Below are 16648 nucleotides of genomic sequence, written 5' to 3' on the forward strand. Positions count from 1 at the left end.
TTTTGTCTTGGGACTCGGTATGGGTTTTTTGGACAAGGAAAAGCACGGGATCGTTTATCGCCTGGTCAAGGCGATGGTGTGMTGTTGCCTTCTCCTGGCCGCAACCGCGTCGGCCGATACGCTTTCCGGCACCTCCCGCGACGTCCAGCCGGGCATGACCCCAGGGGACGTCTTGCGTGAGGCGGAAAGCCGTCCGTTCGCCAGCTTCGATCCGTCGCGGATGCAGGTCCTCCCCAGCGCCCCTACCGGGACCTGGGTCGTCCTGCGCACCCTGCCCCCCTGGACCACAGGCAACCGCGTCCTCAGCATCCGCACACCCGGCCTGGGAAGCGTGACGCTGTACGACGAACACGGTCCGATCGCCACCACCGCGCTCGAGGACTTCGGCCCGGCACTGCATGGGCATGGGCGGCTGATCTTCGAAATTCCCGCGTCGGTGCCGGCATCGCGCCCCCTGTTGCTCCGCTTCGATCCGACCACGATGCCGCCAGGCGCGGTCACCATGACCGTGGAACCGTGGCGCGATTACCTGCGAGAGGACGGCGGCTGGGTGGTGTTCGCCACGGCCTGCTTCGCCGTCATGATGACGATGGCCCTGATGGCTCTCTGCTTCGCGCTGATCCTGCGCGACATGACCTTTGGCTGGTATGTCGCGTACCTGCTCTGCTACGCGCTGATCCAGGGCCTGAAATCCGGATATGTCTTTCACCCGCTGGAGATCCAGTCCCTCGCCGGACTCGCGGATGTCCTCGGCTCGATGGCCACCACGCTCTCCGTGTCGTTCGCCGCGCTGTTCATGCTGCGCTTCGCCAAGATCGACGACTACGTACCCCTCCTTCGAATACCCGTTCTTGCCCTTGCCATCGGCATGCCCTTGCTGACGGTGCTACGCGCCACCGGCATCGGCGTGCTGGTCGATACCTCGCAACTCCTGCAGCAACCACTCCTGCTGCTGGGCGCCTTGCTGCTCCTGGTAACGGGCACCGTCGCCGCCGTGCGTGGATCGCGCCCTGCCTGGTTCTTTCTGGTCGGCTGGACGCCCCTGCTGGTCCTTACCGCGCTGTGCGGCGCCCAGCAGCAAGGCATGCTGGCCGGCGCGCCGTGGCTTCCCGACGCCGCGATCGGCGTGGGCGCGTTCGAGGCGGTCGTCCTGTCCATCGGCCTGTCGGATCGGGCACTGACCATTCGGCACGACCGCGACCGGGCTCGCCAGCTCGCCGATAGCGACCCCCTCACCGGCGTGCTCAACCGTCGCGCATGGACGGAGGCGGCTTTGCAGGTGCTCGAACAGGGCATGTCACGTCCTATCGCCCTGCTCTTCCTCGATCTCGACCATTTCAAGTCGCTCAACGATTGCTACGGCCACGCCACGGGCGACCGCGCCCTGGTCGCCGTAGCGGCGGCATTACGCGATGAGCTGCGGCCGACCGACCTGCTCGGCCGCTTCGGTGGGGAGGAATTCATCGCCCTGCTGCAAGGTGTCGACAAGGAAAACGCCGTGCAGGTCGCCACGCGGCTTTGCCGCCGTGTGCACCGTCTGGACGTCCATACGGGTCAGGCGCAAGCCGACGACCTGCTCACGGTGTCGATCGGTGTCGCGATGCGCTCGGCTGCGGATACCGTACAGTCCCTTACCGAGCGCGCGGATGCGGCGATGTACGCGGCGAAGCTGAGTGGACGCAATCGGGTCGTCTGCTCGGGCCCCGCCGGACCGGCCCTGGTCCGCCGCACCGAGACCAAGGTTCGATAGCCCTGCTTTTCTGTAGGAACCGATTCATTGGCGATTGGGGCTGCGGCGTCACCGCCCTGTTGGCTTTTCGCCGATGAATCGGCTCCCACAAAATCGGCTCCTACAACAGCGCCGCGGCGGCTTCGACGATGTCATCGTCGCCTGGCAATACCAGGAATGCGGCACCGGCCAACGGGGTGAAGGTATCGGCGCCGACGACACGCCGTAGCGGCAGGTGCCCCAGCCCACCCTCGACGATCGCCGTGATCACGCCCTCGCCGACACCCGCACTCTTGCGACCCTCGTCGACGACGATGATGCGTTTGGCCCGGGCGGCCTGCGCCGCGATGAAGCCGTCGTTGAGCGGAACCAGCCAGCGCAGGTCGACCACGCGCACCTTCCAACCCTGGGCCGCCTCGATGCGGCGCGCGGCGCGCAGGCTCATCGGCACACCATTGCCGAAGGTGAAAATGACCAGGTCATCGGCAGCTTCGTTATAAACCCGCCCCTCACCCAGCGCCATCACCTCGCCTTCGGCGGGATACGCGAACTGCCACTGCCCATCGCCGGGCTCGTACAGATCCTTGGTCATGTACAGCGCAATCGGCTCGAAGAACGCCGTGACGCGGCCATCTACCTTTGCCAGTGCCGACAACGTGCGCAGCATGGTGGCCGCATCGTCGCCACGGCTCGGGCAGCCGACGACGAGACCAGGAATGTCTCGCAGCGCGGCGATGGAATTGTCATTGTGGAAGTGACCGCCGAACCCTCGCTGGTAGCCGAGCGAGGCCACGCGCATGAGCATCGGGTTGCGGTACTGGTCATTGGAGAAGAACTGCAACGACGCCGCTTCGCCGCGAATCTGGTCGCAGGCGTTGTGGAAGTACGCCAGATACTGGATCTCGGGCAAGGGCAACATGCCCATGTTGGCGTAACCCTGGGCAAGACCGAGGATCATCGTTTCGTCGAGCAGCGTATTGAATACACGCGCGTTGCGGAACGCTTTGTGCAGGCCCTTCGTCACGGTGTACACGCCGCCCTTCTGCGCGACGTCCTCACCGAACAGCAGGCTCTCCGGATACTTCGCCATCAGGTCGTGCAGGGCCTGCCCGATCTGGATGGCCAGATGACGCGGCGGCTGCCTTTCCGGAAGCTTGTCGACACCGCCAAAGACGCGCTCGCGCTCGACGGCATTCGCCGGACGCTCGGCCTCGGCACGAACCGCAGCCGGTGTATACGGGGCCAGCGGCGCCATCACCTCGGCCAGCGTGGTGATGCGCGGGCGCCGGTCGGCTTCCTCGGCGGCTTCGAAACAGCGCCTGCGCGTATCGTTGTAGAGATTGAGCAGGCTGTCGCGATCGTACAGACCAGAGGCCAGTGCGATGGCTGCGCTGCGCAACAGTGGATCGGTGGCTTCCAGGGCGACGAGCTCCTCGATCGAACGCCATTCGATCTCGAAGTCGGTACCGGCGTGACCCATGACGCGTGTCGTGCCCAGGTGCAGGAAGGTCGGTCGCCGCGTGCGGCGGCAATGCTCGACCGCTTTCTGCACATCGGCGTAGCCGCCCGCGAGGTCGAGGCCGTCGGCGTAAAAGTAATCGAGATCCGGGCGATGACGGAAGTTGTTCGCCACCCAGCCGCCAGGGGTCTTCACCGAAATACCGATGCCATTGTCTTCGCAAACGAAGAGCACGGGCGCCGGAAGTTTCTGGTATGCCGTCCATGCCGCCGCGTTGAATGCCGTCTGCGCCGTGGCGTGGTTGGACGAGGCATCACCGAACGAGCAGATCGCGATCGAGTCGTCAGGGATCGGCAGGGTATGTGCGATGCGGCGCGCCTGCTCGATGGCCACGGCCGTGCCGAGCGCCTTGGGCAGATGCGAGGCGATGGTCGAGGTCTGCGGGAGCACCCACAACGGCTTGCTGCCCCACACCTTGTGGCGCCCACCGGAGGCCGGATCGTCCTTGCTCGCCGCGAACGAAAGCGCGGAGTCCATCACCGGGTCCATGCCCGGCAGCTTGCGGAATCGCTCCGCCATGAAGCCGCCGCTCCGGTAATGCAGGAAGGCGGGATCGGTATGACGGGTCAGCCGCGCCACCATCGCATTGCCTTCGTGACCCGACGAACCGATCGTGTAGAAGACCTTGTTCTGCACGCGCAGCACGCGCGCCATCAGGTCGAGGTGACGACTGATCAGCTGCGATTCGAGCAACTCGCGGAAACCGCGCGCATCGAGAGCGCTACCCGGCAGGACAGGCTCGTCGTCGGCCGGCACCCGGCCAACATCACCCTGCCAGAACTGCACGAACTCGACAAAGTTCTGGTCGACGATCTCGGCGCGATTGAAGCCCTTGTGACGGGCGGGAATGGGATGCGGGACGGACATGGCGAAGGACTCGAAAAAGGGGGATCAGGCGACCATCGCGGAAAAGCGCGGCTGCGCGCGCACGCGGGCCAGCCACGCGACGATGCGCGGCCAGCGGGTCATGTCGAAGCCGCCGTCGGCAGCGCAATCGGTATAGGCGAACAAGGCGATATCGGCCACGCCAAAACGCCCGCCACTGAAGAACGCCTCGCGGCTGAGATGATCTTCCATCACGTCGAGGGCTTTCGCGCCGCGCTCCCGCAGGCCCGGAAGTTCGGTGCGACGCGTGTGATCCGCCGGCAGCCACTTGCAGACAAAACGCGCCACGGCGACATAGGGCTCATGGCTGTACTGTTCGAAGAACATCCACTGCAGCGTGCATGCACGCTCCCAGGGATCGGTCGGAAGGTACGACGTGCCTTCGGCGAGAAAGCACAGGATCGCGTTCGATTCGGCCAGGCGACGCCCGTCCTCGAGCACCAGCAACGGCACCTTGCCGTTCGGGTTCAGGGCGAGGAATTCAGGCGTGCGCGTCGCGCCGTTGGCGCTGTCCGTATCCACCCAGCGATACGGCGTGCCTGTCAGTTCCAGCAGCAGTTGCAGCTTGTAACAGTTGCCCGACGAGCGCAGGCCGTACACGGTGGGCATGGGAGGTTCCGTCTCAGAACGCGTTGATGCCGGTGAGTTCGCGGCCGACGACCAGCTGATGCACGGTCTCCGTGCCTTCGTAAGTGATGACCGATTCGAGGTTCAGTGCGTGACGGATCGCCGAGTGCTCGGTGGTGATCCCAGCGCCGCCGAGGATGTCACGGCAGTCGCGCGCGATATCCAGCGCCATGCGCACGTTGTTCCACTTGGCCAGCGACACCTGGGTCGGCTGCAGGCGGCCGGCGTCCTTCAGGCGGCCGAGCTGCAACGAAAGCAGCTGCGCGGTCGTGATGCGACGGGCCATGTCGGCCAGACGGATCTGCACGGCCTGGTTGGCGGCCAGGGGGCGGCCGAAAAGGATGCGCTGCTCCGAATAGTCGAGCACTTCCTTCAGGCAGGCCTGCGCGGCGCCGATCGGGCCCCAGGTGATGCCGTAGCGCGCCTGGTTGAGGCAGCCGAGCGGGCCCTTCAGGCCCTTTACGTTCGGCAGACGGGCGCTATCGGGCACGCGAACCTCGTCGAAGAACAGGCCCGAGGTGACGGACGCACGCAGGCTCATCTTCTTGTGCACGACCTGCGCTGCGAAGCCCTTGGTATCGGTCGGCACGACGAAGCCCTGGATGCCGTCGTCGGTCTGCGCCCACACGATGGCGATGTGGGCGAGGTTGCCGTTGGTGATCCACATCTTGGCGCCGTTGATCACCCAGTCGCCGCCGTCCTTGCGTGCCACGGTCTTCATGTTCGCGGGATCGGAACCCCCGTGCGGTTCGGTCAGGCCGAAGCAACCGATCACCTCGCCAGCGGCCATGCGCGGCAGGTACTCACGCTTCTGCTCTTCCGAGCCATAGGCGAAGATCGGGTACATGCACAGCGAGCTCTGCACGGAAGCGAAGCTGCGCAGGCCGGAATCGCCACGCTCCAGCTCCTGGCAGATCAGGCCATAACTGACGGCATTCATGCCGGCGCAGCCGTATTCCTCGGGGAGCGTGGCGCCGAGCAGCCCCAGCGCGGCGATCTCGGGTACCAGCTCGGCCGGGAAACGCGCCTGGTCGAAAGCGTCGCCGATCATCGGCAGCACCTTCTCGTCGACGAAGCGGCCGACGGTGTCCTGGACCATCCGCTCCTCGTCGGTGAGCAGGGAACGGACGTCGTAGAGATCGAGGGGATCGAGGCGCTGAGCCATGCGGGTACTCGTAAGTCGGCTACTGGAAAGCCCTCGATTGTAGCCCCGGGCCCGGCCGCGGTCATGGCGTCCCGCAACATCGGGCGGCTCGGCAGGCCGCGCGGGTCGCGCCGGATGGCTCTGGAACCGAAACGCCTGCCCAACGCCGTGACCGGGACCCGGGCACTCGGATGCAAACGTTTGCATAATGGGGCGCCCCCGCCTTCCGGATCTCCCTCATGTTCAAAGGCGTCCTTCTCGGCTTTGCCTGCTACGCCGCCTACGCGTGGAGCGATGCCTTCGTGAAGTCCCTAGAGGGCTCCCTGCCGCCTTACGAGGCGGTGTTCTTCGGGGCGGTGCTGGCCATGGCGGCCTTTCCGTTCCTGAAGAAACCCGGCGACCGCTGGAGCGAAATCGTGGTGTCGAAGATGCCGGGCCTCTGGCTTCTGCGCGCCATGGCCGGCGCCATCGGCAATATCACCGCCGTGATGGCCTTCACCGCGCTGCCCATGGCCGAGGCGTTCTCGCTCATCTTCCTGCTGCCGATCTTCGTCACCATCCTCTCGGTGATCTTCCTGCGCGAACACGTGGGCTGGCGGCGCTGGTCCGCGGTGGTGGTCGGCTTCCTCGGCGTGCTGGTGGTGCTGCGACCCGGCTTTCGCCATCTCGGCACCGGGCATGTGGCCGCGATCATCTGCGGCATCACCGGTGCCCTGTCGATCATCGCCCTGCGCATGGCCGGCGCCACGGAAAAGCGCATCACGCTGTACGGCGCGGGCGTGGTTGGACCGATGCTGGCCGGTTTCATCATGATGCTGCCGCATTTCGTCTGGCCGAACGCCCACCAATGGTTCCTGGTGCTCGGCTACGGCCTGCTCGCCGCCGCCGGTGCCGTCCTGCTGATGCTTGCCACTCAAAACGCCCCTGCGGCGCGCGTGGCGCCAACGCAGTACAGCCAGATGCTCTGGGCGATCCTGTTCGGCTACCTCATCTTCCACGACCACCTGGACTGGCCGATGCTGGTCGGCATCGTGTTGATCCTGGGGGCTGGGTTGTTCACCTTCGTACGCGAAGAGAAGAAGACCGACTGGTGGCGGTGGACGAATATCGTCTAGGACCCAGCAGCGGCCCTACAACTGGTCGCTTTTCTCATGATTCTTCCAGAGGATTGCTGCCCGTACGACCGGTACGAAGACGATCGAGAGGCTCGCTCGTTCGATCGATCGACGGCGGTATGCGCTTTCACACTGTCTGCCCGACATTGCGAGAACGCTCGAACACCGTCGTTGTGCGTTCGCTCGCAACGAGAATTTCGTCACTCTGGACATACAGCCGGCCGAAGGCATATCCGTGCGCTTCGGCGTGTTCTTCAACGTAAAACGATGGAACCGCCACGGTGGCCACGCCATCCTGATCGTTATCCAGAGTGCATACGAACTAGATGCGGGCAAGTCCTCGCCAGCTCGCGGAAGCATCGGCTTCAAAGCGCTGATCGGCCACATCCTGAGGGGCACGAAGCCGAAACCGCCTCCGTAAAAAAACGAAAGCCCCGCAAGCGGGGCTTCGTAGTCCGGGACCTGTTGCCTCCGCGCCGGGCGGAACCACTGAGTGGCAGGCGACGCTGGCCAAAGGCCACCGGCTGTGGCGTCAACGAAAGAATATCACGACGACGCTAGCTGTTGGAAACCCCGTGCGGGACATGTCCCGTCGCTACATGCTTCCTCGCCGACTCCACATTGGCCGGGGAATCGTCGAAGAAAATGTCGGCACCGAAGGCGTCAAGGAACGGCCCCTTGTCCCGCCCACCGAGGAACAGTGCCTCGTCGATACGCACGCCCCAGCGACGCAGCGTCAGGATCACGCGCTTATGCGCGGGCGCCGAGCGGGCAGTCACCAGGGCGGTACGGATGGGAGACGTCTCCGCCGGGAACGCCGCCTGCAGGCGGTGCAAGGCGGACAGGAACCCGCGGAACGGGCCACCCGAGAGAGGTTCGGCCCAGAGCTCGGATTCGCTGCGGTGGAACGCGTCGAGGCCCTGCTCTTTCGACACACGCTCGCCCTCGTCGCCAAAAATGACGGCATCCCCGTCGAAGGCGATCCGCAACTGCTCGCTGGACCGTTGCGGTGCGGTGGAAGGCAGGATCGTCGCGGCCGCGACGCCCGCCCTCAAGGCGCGACCCACATCCTCGGCATTCGCGGAAAGGAACAGGTCTGCCCGAAATGGCGCGATGTAGTCGGAGGTGGGAGCCCCACTGGTGAATGCCGCGCGTGAGATGTTCAGCTTGTAATGCTGGATGGCATTGAAGATTCGCAGACCCGTGTCGCCCGAGTTGCGCGACAACAGGATGACCTCGACAGGGGGCACGTCGCCGGACAAGGTATTGAGGCCGAGAAGTTTCTGCACCAGCGGGAAGGCCACGCCCGGCGTCAGCAATTCGTTCTCGCGTTCGATCTGGTACGCGCGGTAGGCATCGAGGCCGTCGCGCTCGAACAGCTCGTGGCCGTCTTCCATGTTGAACAACGCCCGCGACGAGATCGCGACGACCAGGCGGTTGTCGTGCACCGAAGCGTCGGCGTGGACGGTGGACGGGACGGAACTGTCGTCGGGGGCGCTCATCGGGAAGGTGTCCGTGATGCTGTGCTGGAGGCTGTTGTGGGAGCCGATTTATCGGCGATGGGGGCGGCGGCATCGCTGCTCCGTTGGCTTTTCGCCGCTGAAGCGGCTCCCACATTGTTTATTACAGGGCGAATTGTTCGTCCAGGATGCGTTGCTGGAGGTTGTGCTCGGGATCGAAGAGAAGACGGACCGCATTGCGGCGGGATTGCTTCACCTCGACCTTGCGTACGTCGCGGACTTCGTGGAAGTCGGCCGTGGCGCTGATCGGCCGCTTGTTCGGGTCCTTGGTCTCGAAGCCCACCCGCGTGGCATGCGGGAGGATGGCGCCGCGCCAGCGACGTGGACGGAACGGGCTGATCGGAGTGAGGGCCAACACGTTCGCGTCGAGCGGCAGGATCGGGCCGTGGGCCGAGAGGTTGTAGGCGGTGGAGCCGGCCGGTGTGCTGACAAGGATGCCGTCGCAGACCAGCTCGTCGATCTTGACCTCGCCGTTGAGCGTCACGCGCATATGCGCGGCCTGGTTGCTCTGGCGCAACATGGCCACTTCGTTGAACGCCAGGGCGCGGTGCTCGGCACCGTCGCAGCAGGTGCTGTGCATCTCCAGCGGATGCAGGACGGCCGGATGGGCGCGTTCGATGCGCTCGGCCAGTGCGTCGAGCTCGTGCTGGTTCATGAGAAAACCGAGACGGCCGAGCTTCATGCCGTAAAACGGCACGCCGAGTGTTCGATAGGTATGCAGCGTGCGCAGCATGAAGCCGTCGCCGCCGAGTGACACGATGATCTCGGCGTCCCCGGGTTCCACACTGCCGTAACGCTTCACCAGGGCGGTGCGCGCACGTTGGGCGACGTCGGTTTCGCTGGCGACAAAGGCTAGGCGCATGGATGTCGGCTTGAAGGACCAGCGGGGAGCTTAGTCCTTCGGGATGGACGGCGGCTAGGGTGGAAAGGTCTCGCCAGCACCCTTCGCCGATGAATCGGCTCCTACCAGAGCTGAGGGTAGGAGTCGCTTCATCGGCGATGGGTCGGATCAGACCGGGATCTGGGCCAGCTGGGCCAGGCGACGGACGGCGACCGAGGCGATCGGGTAGTCCGCGTTCTGGGTGAGGATTTCCGCAAGCATCGCCCGGGTGTACTTGAGCGTGGCGTCGTCGCGCTGCAGCCAGGCCTGGACCGGGCTGACATCGGTACGATCGCCGGCGACCGAGATCACCTGCAGGGCGAGGGCACGATGCTGGGCGTTGAGTTCGTCCAGCAGCGACCCGCGGGCCTGTGCGTGCCATGCACCTTCCACGTTGAGCGCTTCGATCTGGTCACGCAGCCACTCGAGGTCGAGGGCTTCGGCCAGCTCGTAGAACACCTTGGCGACGGTGGCGATGTCCTTGCCGCTCTGCTTCGACACTTCGACCATGTCCAGCGCCGCGCGCAGGACGGAGACGCGCGCGAGGCGAATCGCAAGCGACTCGGGTACGCCCAGGCCTTCCCACTTCTCCTGGCTGGAGGCGAAATCGCCACGACCGGTATCGGTGAGAGCATCCGGCAAGGCCTTGCGCAACACCGTCACTTCGCTGGCGTAGCGGTCGACATTGGCGGCGATATCCAGCGTGCCGCCCGGACGATTGAGCAGCCAGCGGGTCAGGTGGCGCAGCAACGACCAGATCTGCAGGATCGCGTCGATCTGGGTGTTCTCGGCCACCGTGCCGTCGAGCGCTTCGATCTCGGCCCACAACTCACGGGCATCTAGGATCTCGCGCGCCGCCGTGTACGCCTTGGCGATGGAAGCCGGGCCGTGGCCCGTATCCTCCTGCATGCGCATCATGAAGGTGGCGCCCATGCGGTTGATCGTCGAGTTGGTCACCGCGGTAGCGATGATCTCGCGCTTCAGGCGATGGCGCTGCATGTGCTCGGCGTACTTCTCGTGCAGCGGCACGGGGAAGTAACGCACCAGCTCACGCGACAGGTACGGATCTTCCGGCACATCCGAATCCAGCAGCTGCTGGAACAGACGAATCTTGTCGTACGAAAGCAGCACGGACAGTTCCGGACGCGTCAGGCCCTGGCCGCGGAGCTTGCGCTCGCTGAGTTCAGCCGTCGAAGGCAACGACTCGACGGCGCGGTCGAGCATGCCCTCGGCTTCCAGCGTGCTGATGAAGTGCGCCATCGAACCCAGGCGACGCACCGACTGGTGCTCCATCACGGTGATGGCCTGGTTCTGCCGATAGTTGTCCCACAGCACGAGGCGGCCGACTTCGTCGGTCATCTCGGCGAGTTGCTTGTTGCGGCCTTCGAAGGTCAGCTCGCCACGCTGCACGGCATCGTTGAGCAGGATCTTGATGTTCACCTCGTGATCGGAGGTGTCCACGCCGGCGGAGTTGTCGATGAAGTCGGTGTTGAGCAGCACGCCCGCCTGGCCGGCCTCGATGCGACCCTTCTGGGTCATGCCCAGGTTGCCGCCCTCGCCCACCACTTTGCAGCGCAGCTCGTTGCCATTCACGCGCAAGGCGTTGTTGGCGCGATCGCCGACATCGGCGTGCGTCTCGCTCGTGGCCTTGACGTAGGTACCGATACCGCCGTTCCAGAGCAGGTCCACCGGCGCCTTCAGGATCGCCGAGAGCAGATCGGTCGGCGCCATGTGCGTCGCCTCGCTGCGGATACCCAACACGGCCTTGATCTCGGGCGACACCGGAACCGACTTCGCGCTGCGCGGATAAACCCCGCCGCCGGCCGAAATCAGCGCCTTGTCGTAGTCGTCCCACGAGGAACGCGGCAGGGCGAACATGCGCTGGCGCTCGACGAAGGACTTGGCCGAATCCGGATTCGGATCGAGGAAGATGTGACGGTGATCGAACGCGGCGAACAGGCGGATCTTTTCAGACAACAGCATGCCGTTGCCGAACACGTCGCCCGACATGTCGCCCACGCCAACCACGGTGAAGTCTTCAGTCTGGCAGTCGCGACCCAGTGCGCGGAAGTGGCGCTTGACCGACTCCCAGGCGCCCTTGGCCGTGATGCCCATGCCCTTGTGGTCATAGCCGTTCGAGCCGCCGGACGCGAAGGCGTCGTCGAGCCAGAACCCGTGCTCCGTCGAGATCGCATTGGCGATGTCGGAGAACGTGGCCGTGCCCTTGTCCGCGGCGACCACCAGGTACGGGTCATCGTTGTCGTGGCGGATCACATCGTGCGGCGGCACGACCTTGCCCTCGACGAGGTTGTCGGTGATATCGAGCAGGCCGTTGATGAACATGCGGTAGCAGGCGATACCCTCGGCCAGCTGCGCATCGCGATCGCCACCCACCGGCGGACGCTTCACGAAGAAGCCGCCCTTGGAACCGACCGGCACGATGACCGTGTTCTTCACCATCTGCGCCTTGACCAGGCCGAGCACTTCCGTACGGAAATCCTCGCGGCGATCGGACCAGCGCAGGCCACCGCGCGCCACGGAGCCGAAGCGCAGGTGGATGCCTTCCACGCGCGGTGCGTAGACGAAGATCTCGCGGAACGGGACCGGCTTGGCCAGTTCGGGCACCTGGTGCGAATCGAACTTGAAGCTGAGGTACGGACGGTAGGCACCGTCCCACAGCTGGAAGAAGTTGGTCCGCAGCGTGGCGTGGATCAGGGCGATGAAGCTGCGCAGGATGCGGTCTTCGTCGAGGCTGGAAACGTTGTCCAGCAGCGCGTTGAGGGCTTCCTCCACGGCCGTCGCCTGCTCGGCGCGCGGGCGGCCGAGCGAGGAGACGAGGTTACCGATGAGGCCCGGCTGCGCGGCCAGGGTTTCCGGACCGATGAGCGCATGCATCTCGTGCGAGAGCAGGCTTTCGGCGCGCTCGCGCTCGGCTGTGTCGAGCGTTTCGCGGCGTGGATCGAAGCGCGCGTTGAACAGCTCGACGATGAGGCCGGCGATCGCCGGATAATGGTTGAGCGCATCTTCCATGTACGCCTGCGAGAAGGCGACACCGGTCTGCAGCAGGTACTTGGTGTAGCTGCGCAGGATGGCCACCTGGCGCCAGCCGAGCTTGGCACCGAGCACGAGGCGGTTGAAGCCGTCGTTCTCGGCATTGCCGCGCCAGATCTGCTCGAAGGCATCCTCGAAGATCGAGCCGACCTGCTCGACGTCGAAGGCGAGTCGGTCGACCGGCTGGACCTCGAAGTCCTGGATGAACAGCGCGCTGTCGGCGAGCTTCACTTCATACATGTGCTCCGTGAGCACGCGCAGGCCGAGGTTCTCCAGCTGCGGCAGCACTTCGGACAAGGCGATGTCCGAGCCGGAGCGGTAGACCTTGAAGCGGAGTTCTTCCGGACGGTTCTGCGGATGGTAGAACGACATGCTGATCGCGTCGGGACCATYGAGGCCAGCCAGCGCACGCACGTCGGCGGCGGCCACATGCGGCGCCACTTCGTCCACGTAGCCAGCAGGGAGCGCCTTGCCGTAGCGATTGGCCAGGATGATGCCCTGCTGCTCGCCGGCGAGTTCGATCAGGCGATCACGCAGTTCGTCGTTCCAGTTGCGCGCGATCGAGGCGATCTGCGCTTCCATGGTCGCGGCATCGTAGACCGGGTGATCGCCGATGCGCGGACGCACCACCACGTGCAAGCGAACCAGCGCGGCCTCGCCCATCAGCACCGCGGAATCCACGTGTTCGCCATGGAAGGCTTCACGCAACACGCCTTCGACACGCTCTCGCACAGACGTATTGAAACGATCGCGCGGAATGAAGACCAGGCAGGAGAAGAAGCGGCCGTAGCTATCGCGGCGAATGAACAGGCGCGTGCGCGTGCGCTGGGCGAGCTCGAGCAGGCCGATGGCCAGGGCGTAGAGCTCGTCGGTGCTGCACTGGAAGAGCTCGTCGCGCGGCAGCGTGTCCAGGATATGGCGCAACGCCTTGCCCGAGTGCGAATCGCGCTTCAGGCCGGAGCGCGTCATCACCGCCTCGCACTTGTCGCGGACCAGCGGCACATGCTGCGGATGGGCCATGTACGCATTGGACGAGAACAGACCGAGGAAGCGCTGCTCGGCGACCGGGCGACCCTTCTCGTCGAACTTCAGGACACCGATGTAATCCATGTAACCCGCGCGATGGATCGGCGAGCGGGCATTGGTCTTGGTCAGGATGATGGCGTCGGTGGAACCCGAGCGCGGCAGTTCGCTGGCGACCAGCGTCCGCAGCGAGCGCGGCGCGAGCGAACGCTCCGCGGCGCGCAGGATGCCGAGGCCCGAGCCTTCGACCGTGCGCAGGACGTCGTCGCCTTCGCCGTGGGCCACTTCGTATTCGCGGTAACCCATGAAGGTGAAGTGGTCGTCCGCTACCCAGCGGAGGAAATCGGTGGCTTCACGCACTTCGTCCGCCGTGTAAGGCAGGGAGCGCTTGCCGAGATCGTCCGCCACTTCGTTCATCTTGGCCCGCATGGCGCGCCAGTCGTCCACGGTCTCGCGCACGTCCGAGAGGGCCGTTTCGAGATTGGCCTTGACCGTATCCAGTTCGGTATCGTCCAGGCGATCGATCTCGAAGCGCATGACCGATTCGGTGTGTTCGCCCGTGCCCATCGTCTCCAGCACGCCAGCGGCGGACCGGACCACCGGCACGACCGGATGGATGATCACCTGGATGTCGGCATGGGCGGCGGCCACCATCGAGACGGTGTCCACCAGGAAGGGCATGTCGTCGGTGACGACCTCGATCACGGCACGGCTGCCGGACACGCCTGGGTTGTAGACGCGGACCTTGGCCTTGCCCGCCTGGCGCTCACGGGCAAACGTGAGCAGGTCGGCGATCAGCGCGGCCCAGCGATCGGGCGCGTGCAGCGCGTAATCGGCCGGCGCGATGCGCTCGAAAAAGGCCTCGATAAAAAAGCGCGCCTCGTTGAGGCGCTCTGCGGGGTAGCCGATCTTCTTCAGTTCATCGAAAACAACGGCGTGAAACTGGCCGTCTGCTGCGGCGCGAATCGCATTCATGGGCGGATATCGATGTGGGGAGAGAGAGGAAAACCGTCAAAGCATAGCTCTCACACGTGGCATGTAGCCACACCGACGCGCACCGCTCGTTGCCAGTTTTTCAGTGCGGCGCGACATATTGCGCAACCTCGCACGAGGTGAAGCGTGCATGCTCCCCACCCGACCGCGAGTGCAACGCAACAATTCGCACGCGAATGTTGCTCATGCCCGTTGACGCTGGTCCGAGGGAGATTCTAAACTGGACGGTATAGTCCAGCAGGTATACAAAATGACGAACCTGGATCCCCGGCCGACTTCCGATCGTCAGCAACGGGTGCTCCAGGCGGCTTGTGCGTTATTCCTGCGTGACGGTTATCGCGTCAGCATGGGTGCCGTGGCACGCGAGGCGGGCGTGTCCAAGCAAACTGTGTATGCGCACTTTGAAAACAAGGACACCCTGTTCCACGCCGCCGTCGAACAACTTGTCTTACCCCTGCATGCCACCCTCACCCCGGAAAGTCGCGGCCTGAGCAACACGCTCATCGCACTGGCCAGGGCGCACCAGACCTACGTGATGGACCAGGCTCACGTGGCGCTGGGCCGGATGTTGATCGCGGAGGCCCCGCGGTTTCCGGCCGCGGCGCGCACGTTCTTCCGGACCGCGATCGACACCGTGGCGACCCGGCTGGCCGGTTGCATGGCCGAGGCCATGGACGACGGAATGATGCGCCGCGAGGACCCGGAGGTCGCCGCGGAGCTCTTCCTGTCCATGCTTCACGGGCTCGAAGGGGACCGTCGCCTCTTCGGTATGCATGCGAGGGGACGAAAGGCACAGGACGACTGGGCGCGACACGCGGTAACTGTATTTATGCATGCGTACGACATCCTTCCGGATGCGTCGGCACTCACGAACAAGAAACTTGGAAAAGGAACGGAGTTCTCATGAATCCCCTGCCCCTGCGCACACCCCTGCTGGCCATCGGTCTCGCCGCGGCACTCGCCGCCTGCCACAAGCAGGAAGCACCGCCGGCACCGCCACCGGCCCCGGTAGGCGTCATTGACGCCCAGCCGCAGACCGTTCCCCTGATCCAGGATCAGGTCGGACGCATCTCCGCCCTGCGCACGGCCGATGTACGTGCCCGCGTGCCCGGCATCCTGCTCAAGCGCGTCTACGCGGAAGGCACGGACGTGAAGGCGGGGCAGAAGCTCTTCCAGATCGACCCGCAGCCGCTCACGGCCGAGCTCAACTCGCAGCTCGCCCTGCTCGCCTCGGCGCGCGCGACAGCGGCCAACAACAAGGCAACCGCCGACCGCAATCGCGGCCTGATCGGCAAGAACTACGTCTCACGGCAGGACCTGGACACCGCCGAGGCCGCCCAGCGCACGGCCGATGCCTCGGTCAAGCAGGCCGAAGCCAACGTCCAGTCGGCCCGGATCAACCTGGGCTTCACCGACGTCGTCTCGCCGATCGATGGCCGTGCAGGCCAGCAGCAGGTCACCGAGGGCGCGCTCGTCGGCCAGAACGACACTACGCTGCTGACCCAGGTCGACCAGATCGACCAGGTCTACGTGAACTTCAGCATGTCGGTCTCCGACCTCGACACCATGCGCCGCGCTGCCGCGTCGGGCGACGCGACGCTCTCGGCGACCGACAAGTCCACGGTCAGCATCCAGCTGCCGGATGGCTCCGACTACAACGAGAAGGGCATGCTCGACTTCTCCTCGGCCACGGTAAACCCGCAGACGGGTACGGTGAACCTGCGCGCGCAGCTCGCCAATCCGGACATCCGCCTGCTGCCGGGCCAGTTCGTGACGGTCAAGGCCAACCTGGGCAACCTGCACAACGTGTACCTGGTGCCCCAGGCCGCCGTGCTGCGCGACCCGGGCAGCGCCTATGTGCTCGTCGTCGGCGAAGGCAAGACCAAGGATCCGCAGACGGGTGAGGAAAAGACCGTGCAGTCCGCGGCGGTCCGTCGCCCGATCGTCACCGACCGCATCAGTGGTGCGAACTGGATCGTCACCGGCGGCCTCAAGCCGGGCGACAAGATCATCATCGACGGCCTCGCCAAGGCGAAGGAAAACGGCCCGGTGAACGCATCCCCGGCAAAGGCCACGCAGGACGCCGGTGCCCCTGGCGCCCCCGCTCCGGCAAAGGCAGCCTCCTCGGCCGCCCCCGCCGGCAAGCAGTAACGGAGTTTCGT

General features: G+C 65.2%; 11 protein-coding genes. 4 read left to right on the top strand and 7 right to left on the bottom strand.

All coding sequences use genetic code 11. The features are described 5' to 3' along the window. Window positions 1-19 precede the first annotated feature (19 nt). Window positions 20-1750: a sensor domain-containing diguanylate cyclase gene (locus AC1DYM_RS00570; protein ID WP_477334952.1), complete on the top strand. Its 1731-nt coding sequence runs from the start codon at window positions 20-22 to the stop codon at window positions 1748-1750. A 100-nt stretch (window positions 1751-1850) separates the two neighbouring features. Here AC1DYM_RS00570 and AC1DYM_RS00575 read toward each other — a convergent pair whose 3' ends face one another. From AC1DYM_RS00575 to AC1DYM_RS00585, 3 genes are read right to left on the bottom strand one after another with little or no spacing between them, the layout of a single operon-like run. Beyond that, entirely contained in the window at window positions 1851-4115 is a 2265-nt protein-coding gene (locus tag AC1DYM_RS00575) for a thiamine pyrophosphate-dependent enzyme (protein WP_477334954.1), read from the bottom strand. Window positions 4116-4139: 24 nt separating this feature from the next. After that, complete coding sequence (locus AC1DYM_RS00580; protein WP_477334956.1) at window positions 4140-4742, bottom strand: glutathione S-transferase family protein; 603 nt, start codon at window positions 4740-4742, stop codon at window positions 4140-4142. 13 nt (window positions 4743-4755) lie between these two features. After that, the gene (locus AC1DYM_RS00585) at window positions 4756-5925 is read right to left on the bottom strand and encodes an acyl-CoA dehydrogenase family protein (protein WP_046977981.1); all 1170 of its coding nucleotides are present in this window, start codon (window positions 5923-5925) and stop codon (window positions 4756-4758) included. Between the two features lie 218 nt (window positions 5926-6143). Here AC1DYM_RS00585 and AC1DYM_RS00590 point away from each other — a divergent pair, with 218 nt between their 5' ends. Beyond that, on the top strand, window positions 6144-7019 hold the full coding sequence (locus tag AC1DYM_RS00590) for a DMT family transporter (protein WP_477334958.1): 876 nt from the start codon (window positions 6144-6146) through the stop codon (window positions 7017-7019). Window positions 7020-7146: 127 nt separating this feature from the next. Here AC1DYM_RS00590 and AC1DYM_RS00595 read toward each other — a convergent pair whose 3' ends face one another. The 4 genes from AC1DYM_RS00595 to AC1DYM_RS00610 all read right to left on the bottom strand — a co-directional run bounded on the left by AC1DYM_RS00595 (window position 7147) and on the right by AC1DYM_RS00610 (window position 14468). Next, complete coding sequence (locus AC1DYM_RS00595; protein WP_477334960.1) at window positions 7147-7308, bottom strand: hypothetical protein; 162 nt, start codon at window positions 7306-7308, stop codon at window positions 7147-7149. Between the two features lie 268 nt (window positions 7309-7576). Beyond that, window positions 7577-8521, bottom strand: a complete 945-nt coding sequence (locus AC1DYM_RS00600; protein WP_477334962.1) for a 5'-nucleotidase — start codon at window positions 8519-8521, stop codon at window positions 7577-7579. A 121-nt stretch (window positions 8522-8642) separates the two neighbouring features. Continuing rightward, the gene (locus tag AC1DYM_RS00605; protein ID WP_477334964.1) at window positions 8643-9401 is read right to left on the bottom strand and encodes an NAD kinase; all 759 of its coding nucleotides are present in this window, start codon (window positions 9399-9401) and stop codon (window positions 8643-8645) included. A gap of 147 nt (window positions 9402-9548) precedes the next feature. After that, window positions 9549-14468, bottom strand: coding sequence for an NAD-glutamate dehydrogenase (locus tag AC1DYM_RS00610; RefSeq protein WP_477334966.1), 4920 nt, complete (start codon window positions 14466-14468; stop codon window positions 9549-9551). Between the two features lie 268 nt (window positions 14469-14736). Between AC1DYM_RS00610 and AC1DYM_RS00615 the strand changes: the two genes are divergently transcribed. Beyond that, window positions 14737-15393 carry a TetR/AcrR family transcriptional regulator gene (locus AC1DYM_RS00615; RefSeq protein ID WP_477334968.1) on the top strand — a complete coding sequence of 219 codons (657 nt, stop codon included), beginning with the start codon at window positions 14737-14739 and terminating at the stop codon, window positions 15391-15393. Then, complete coding sequence (locus tag AC1DYM_RS00620) at window positions 15390-16637, top strand: efflux RND transporter periplasmic adaptor subunit (protein ID WP_477334970.1); 1248 nt, start codon at window positions 15390-15392, stop codon at window positions 16635-16637. The genes AC1DYM_RS00615 and AC1DYM_RS00620 overlap by 4 nt, the downstream gene beginning before the upstream one ends. Window positions 16638-16648 lie beyond the last annotated feature (11 nt).

The sequence above is a fragment of the Luteibacter sp. P1_D3 genome (genome assembly GCF_056406135.1).

What these genes read in the sequence shown, in the direction of transcription:
- AC1DYM_RS00575 (WP_477334954.1), bottom strand. Translation starts at nt 4,115, where the DNA reads ATGTCCGTCCCGCATCCCATTCCCGCCCGTCACAAGGGCTTCAATCGC.
- AC1DYM_RS00580 (WP_477334956.1), bottom strand. Translation starts at nt 4,742, where the DNA reads ATGCCCACCGTGTACGGCCTGCGCTCGTCGGGCAACTGTTACAAGCTG.
- AC1DYM_RS00585 (WP_046977981.1), bottom strand. Translation starts at nt 5,925, where the DNA reads ATGGCTCAGCGCCTCGATCCCCTCGATCTCTACGACGTCCGTTCCCTG.
- AC1DYM_RS00590 (WP_477334958.1), top strand. Translation starts at nt 6,144, where the DNA reads ATGTTCAAAGGCGTCCTTCTCGGCTTTGCCTGCTACGCCGCCTACGCG.
- AC1DYM_RS00600 (WP_477334962.1), bottom strand. Translation starts at nt 8,521, where the DNA reads ATGAGCGCCCCCGACGACAGTTCCGTCCCGTCCACCGTCCACGCCGAC.
- AC1DYM_RS00605 (WP_477334964.1), bottom strand. Translation starts at nt 9,401, where the DNA reads ATGCGCCTAGCCTTTGTCGCCAGCGAAACCGACGTCGCCCAACGTGCG.
- AC1DYM_RS00615 (WP_477334968.1), top strand. Translation starts at nt 14,737, where the DNA reads ATGACGAACCTGGATCCCCGGCCGACTTCCGATCGTCAGCAACGGGTG.
- AC1DYM_RS00620 (WP_477334970.1), top strand. Translation starts at nt 15,390, where the DNA reads ATGAATCCCCTGCCCCTGCGCACACCCCTGCTGGCCATCGGTCTCGCC.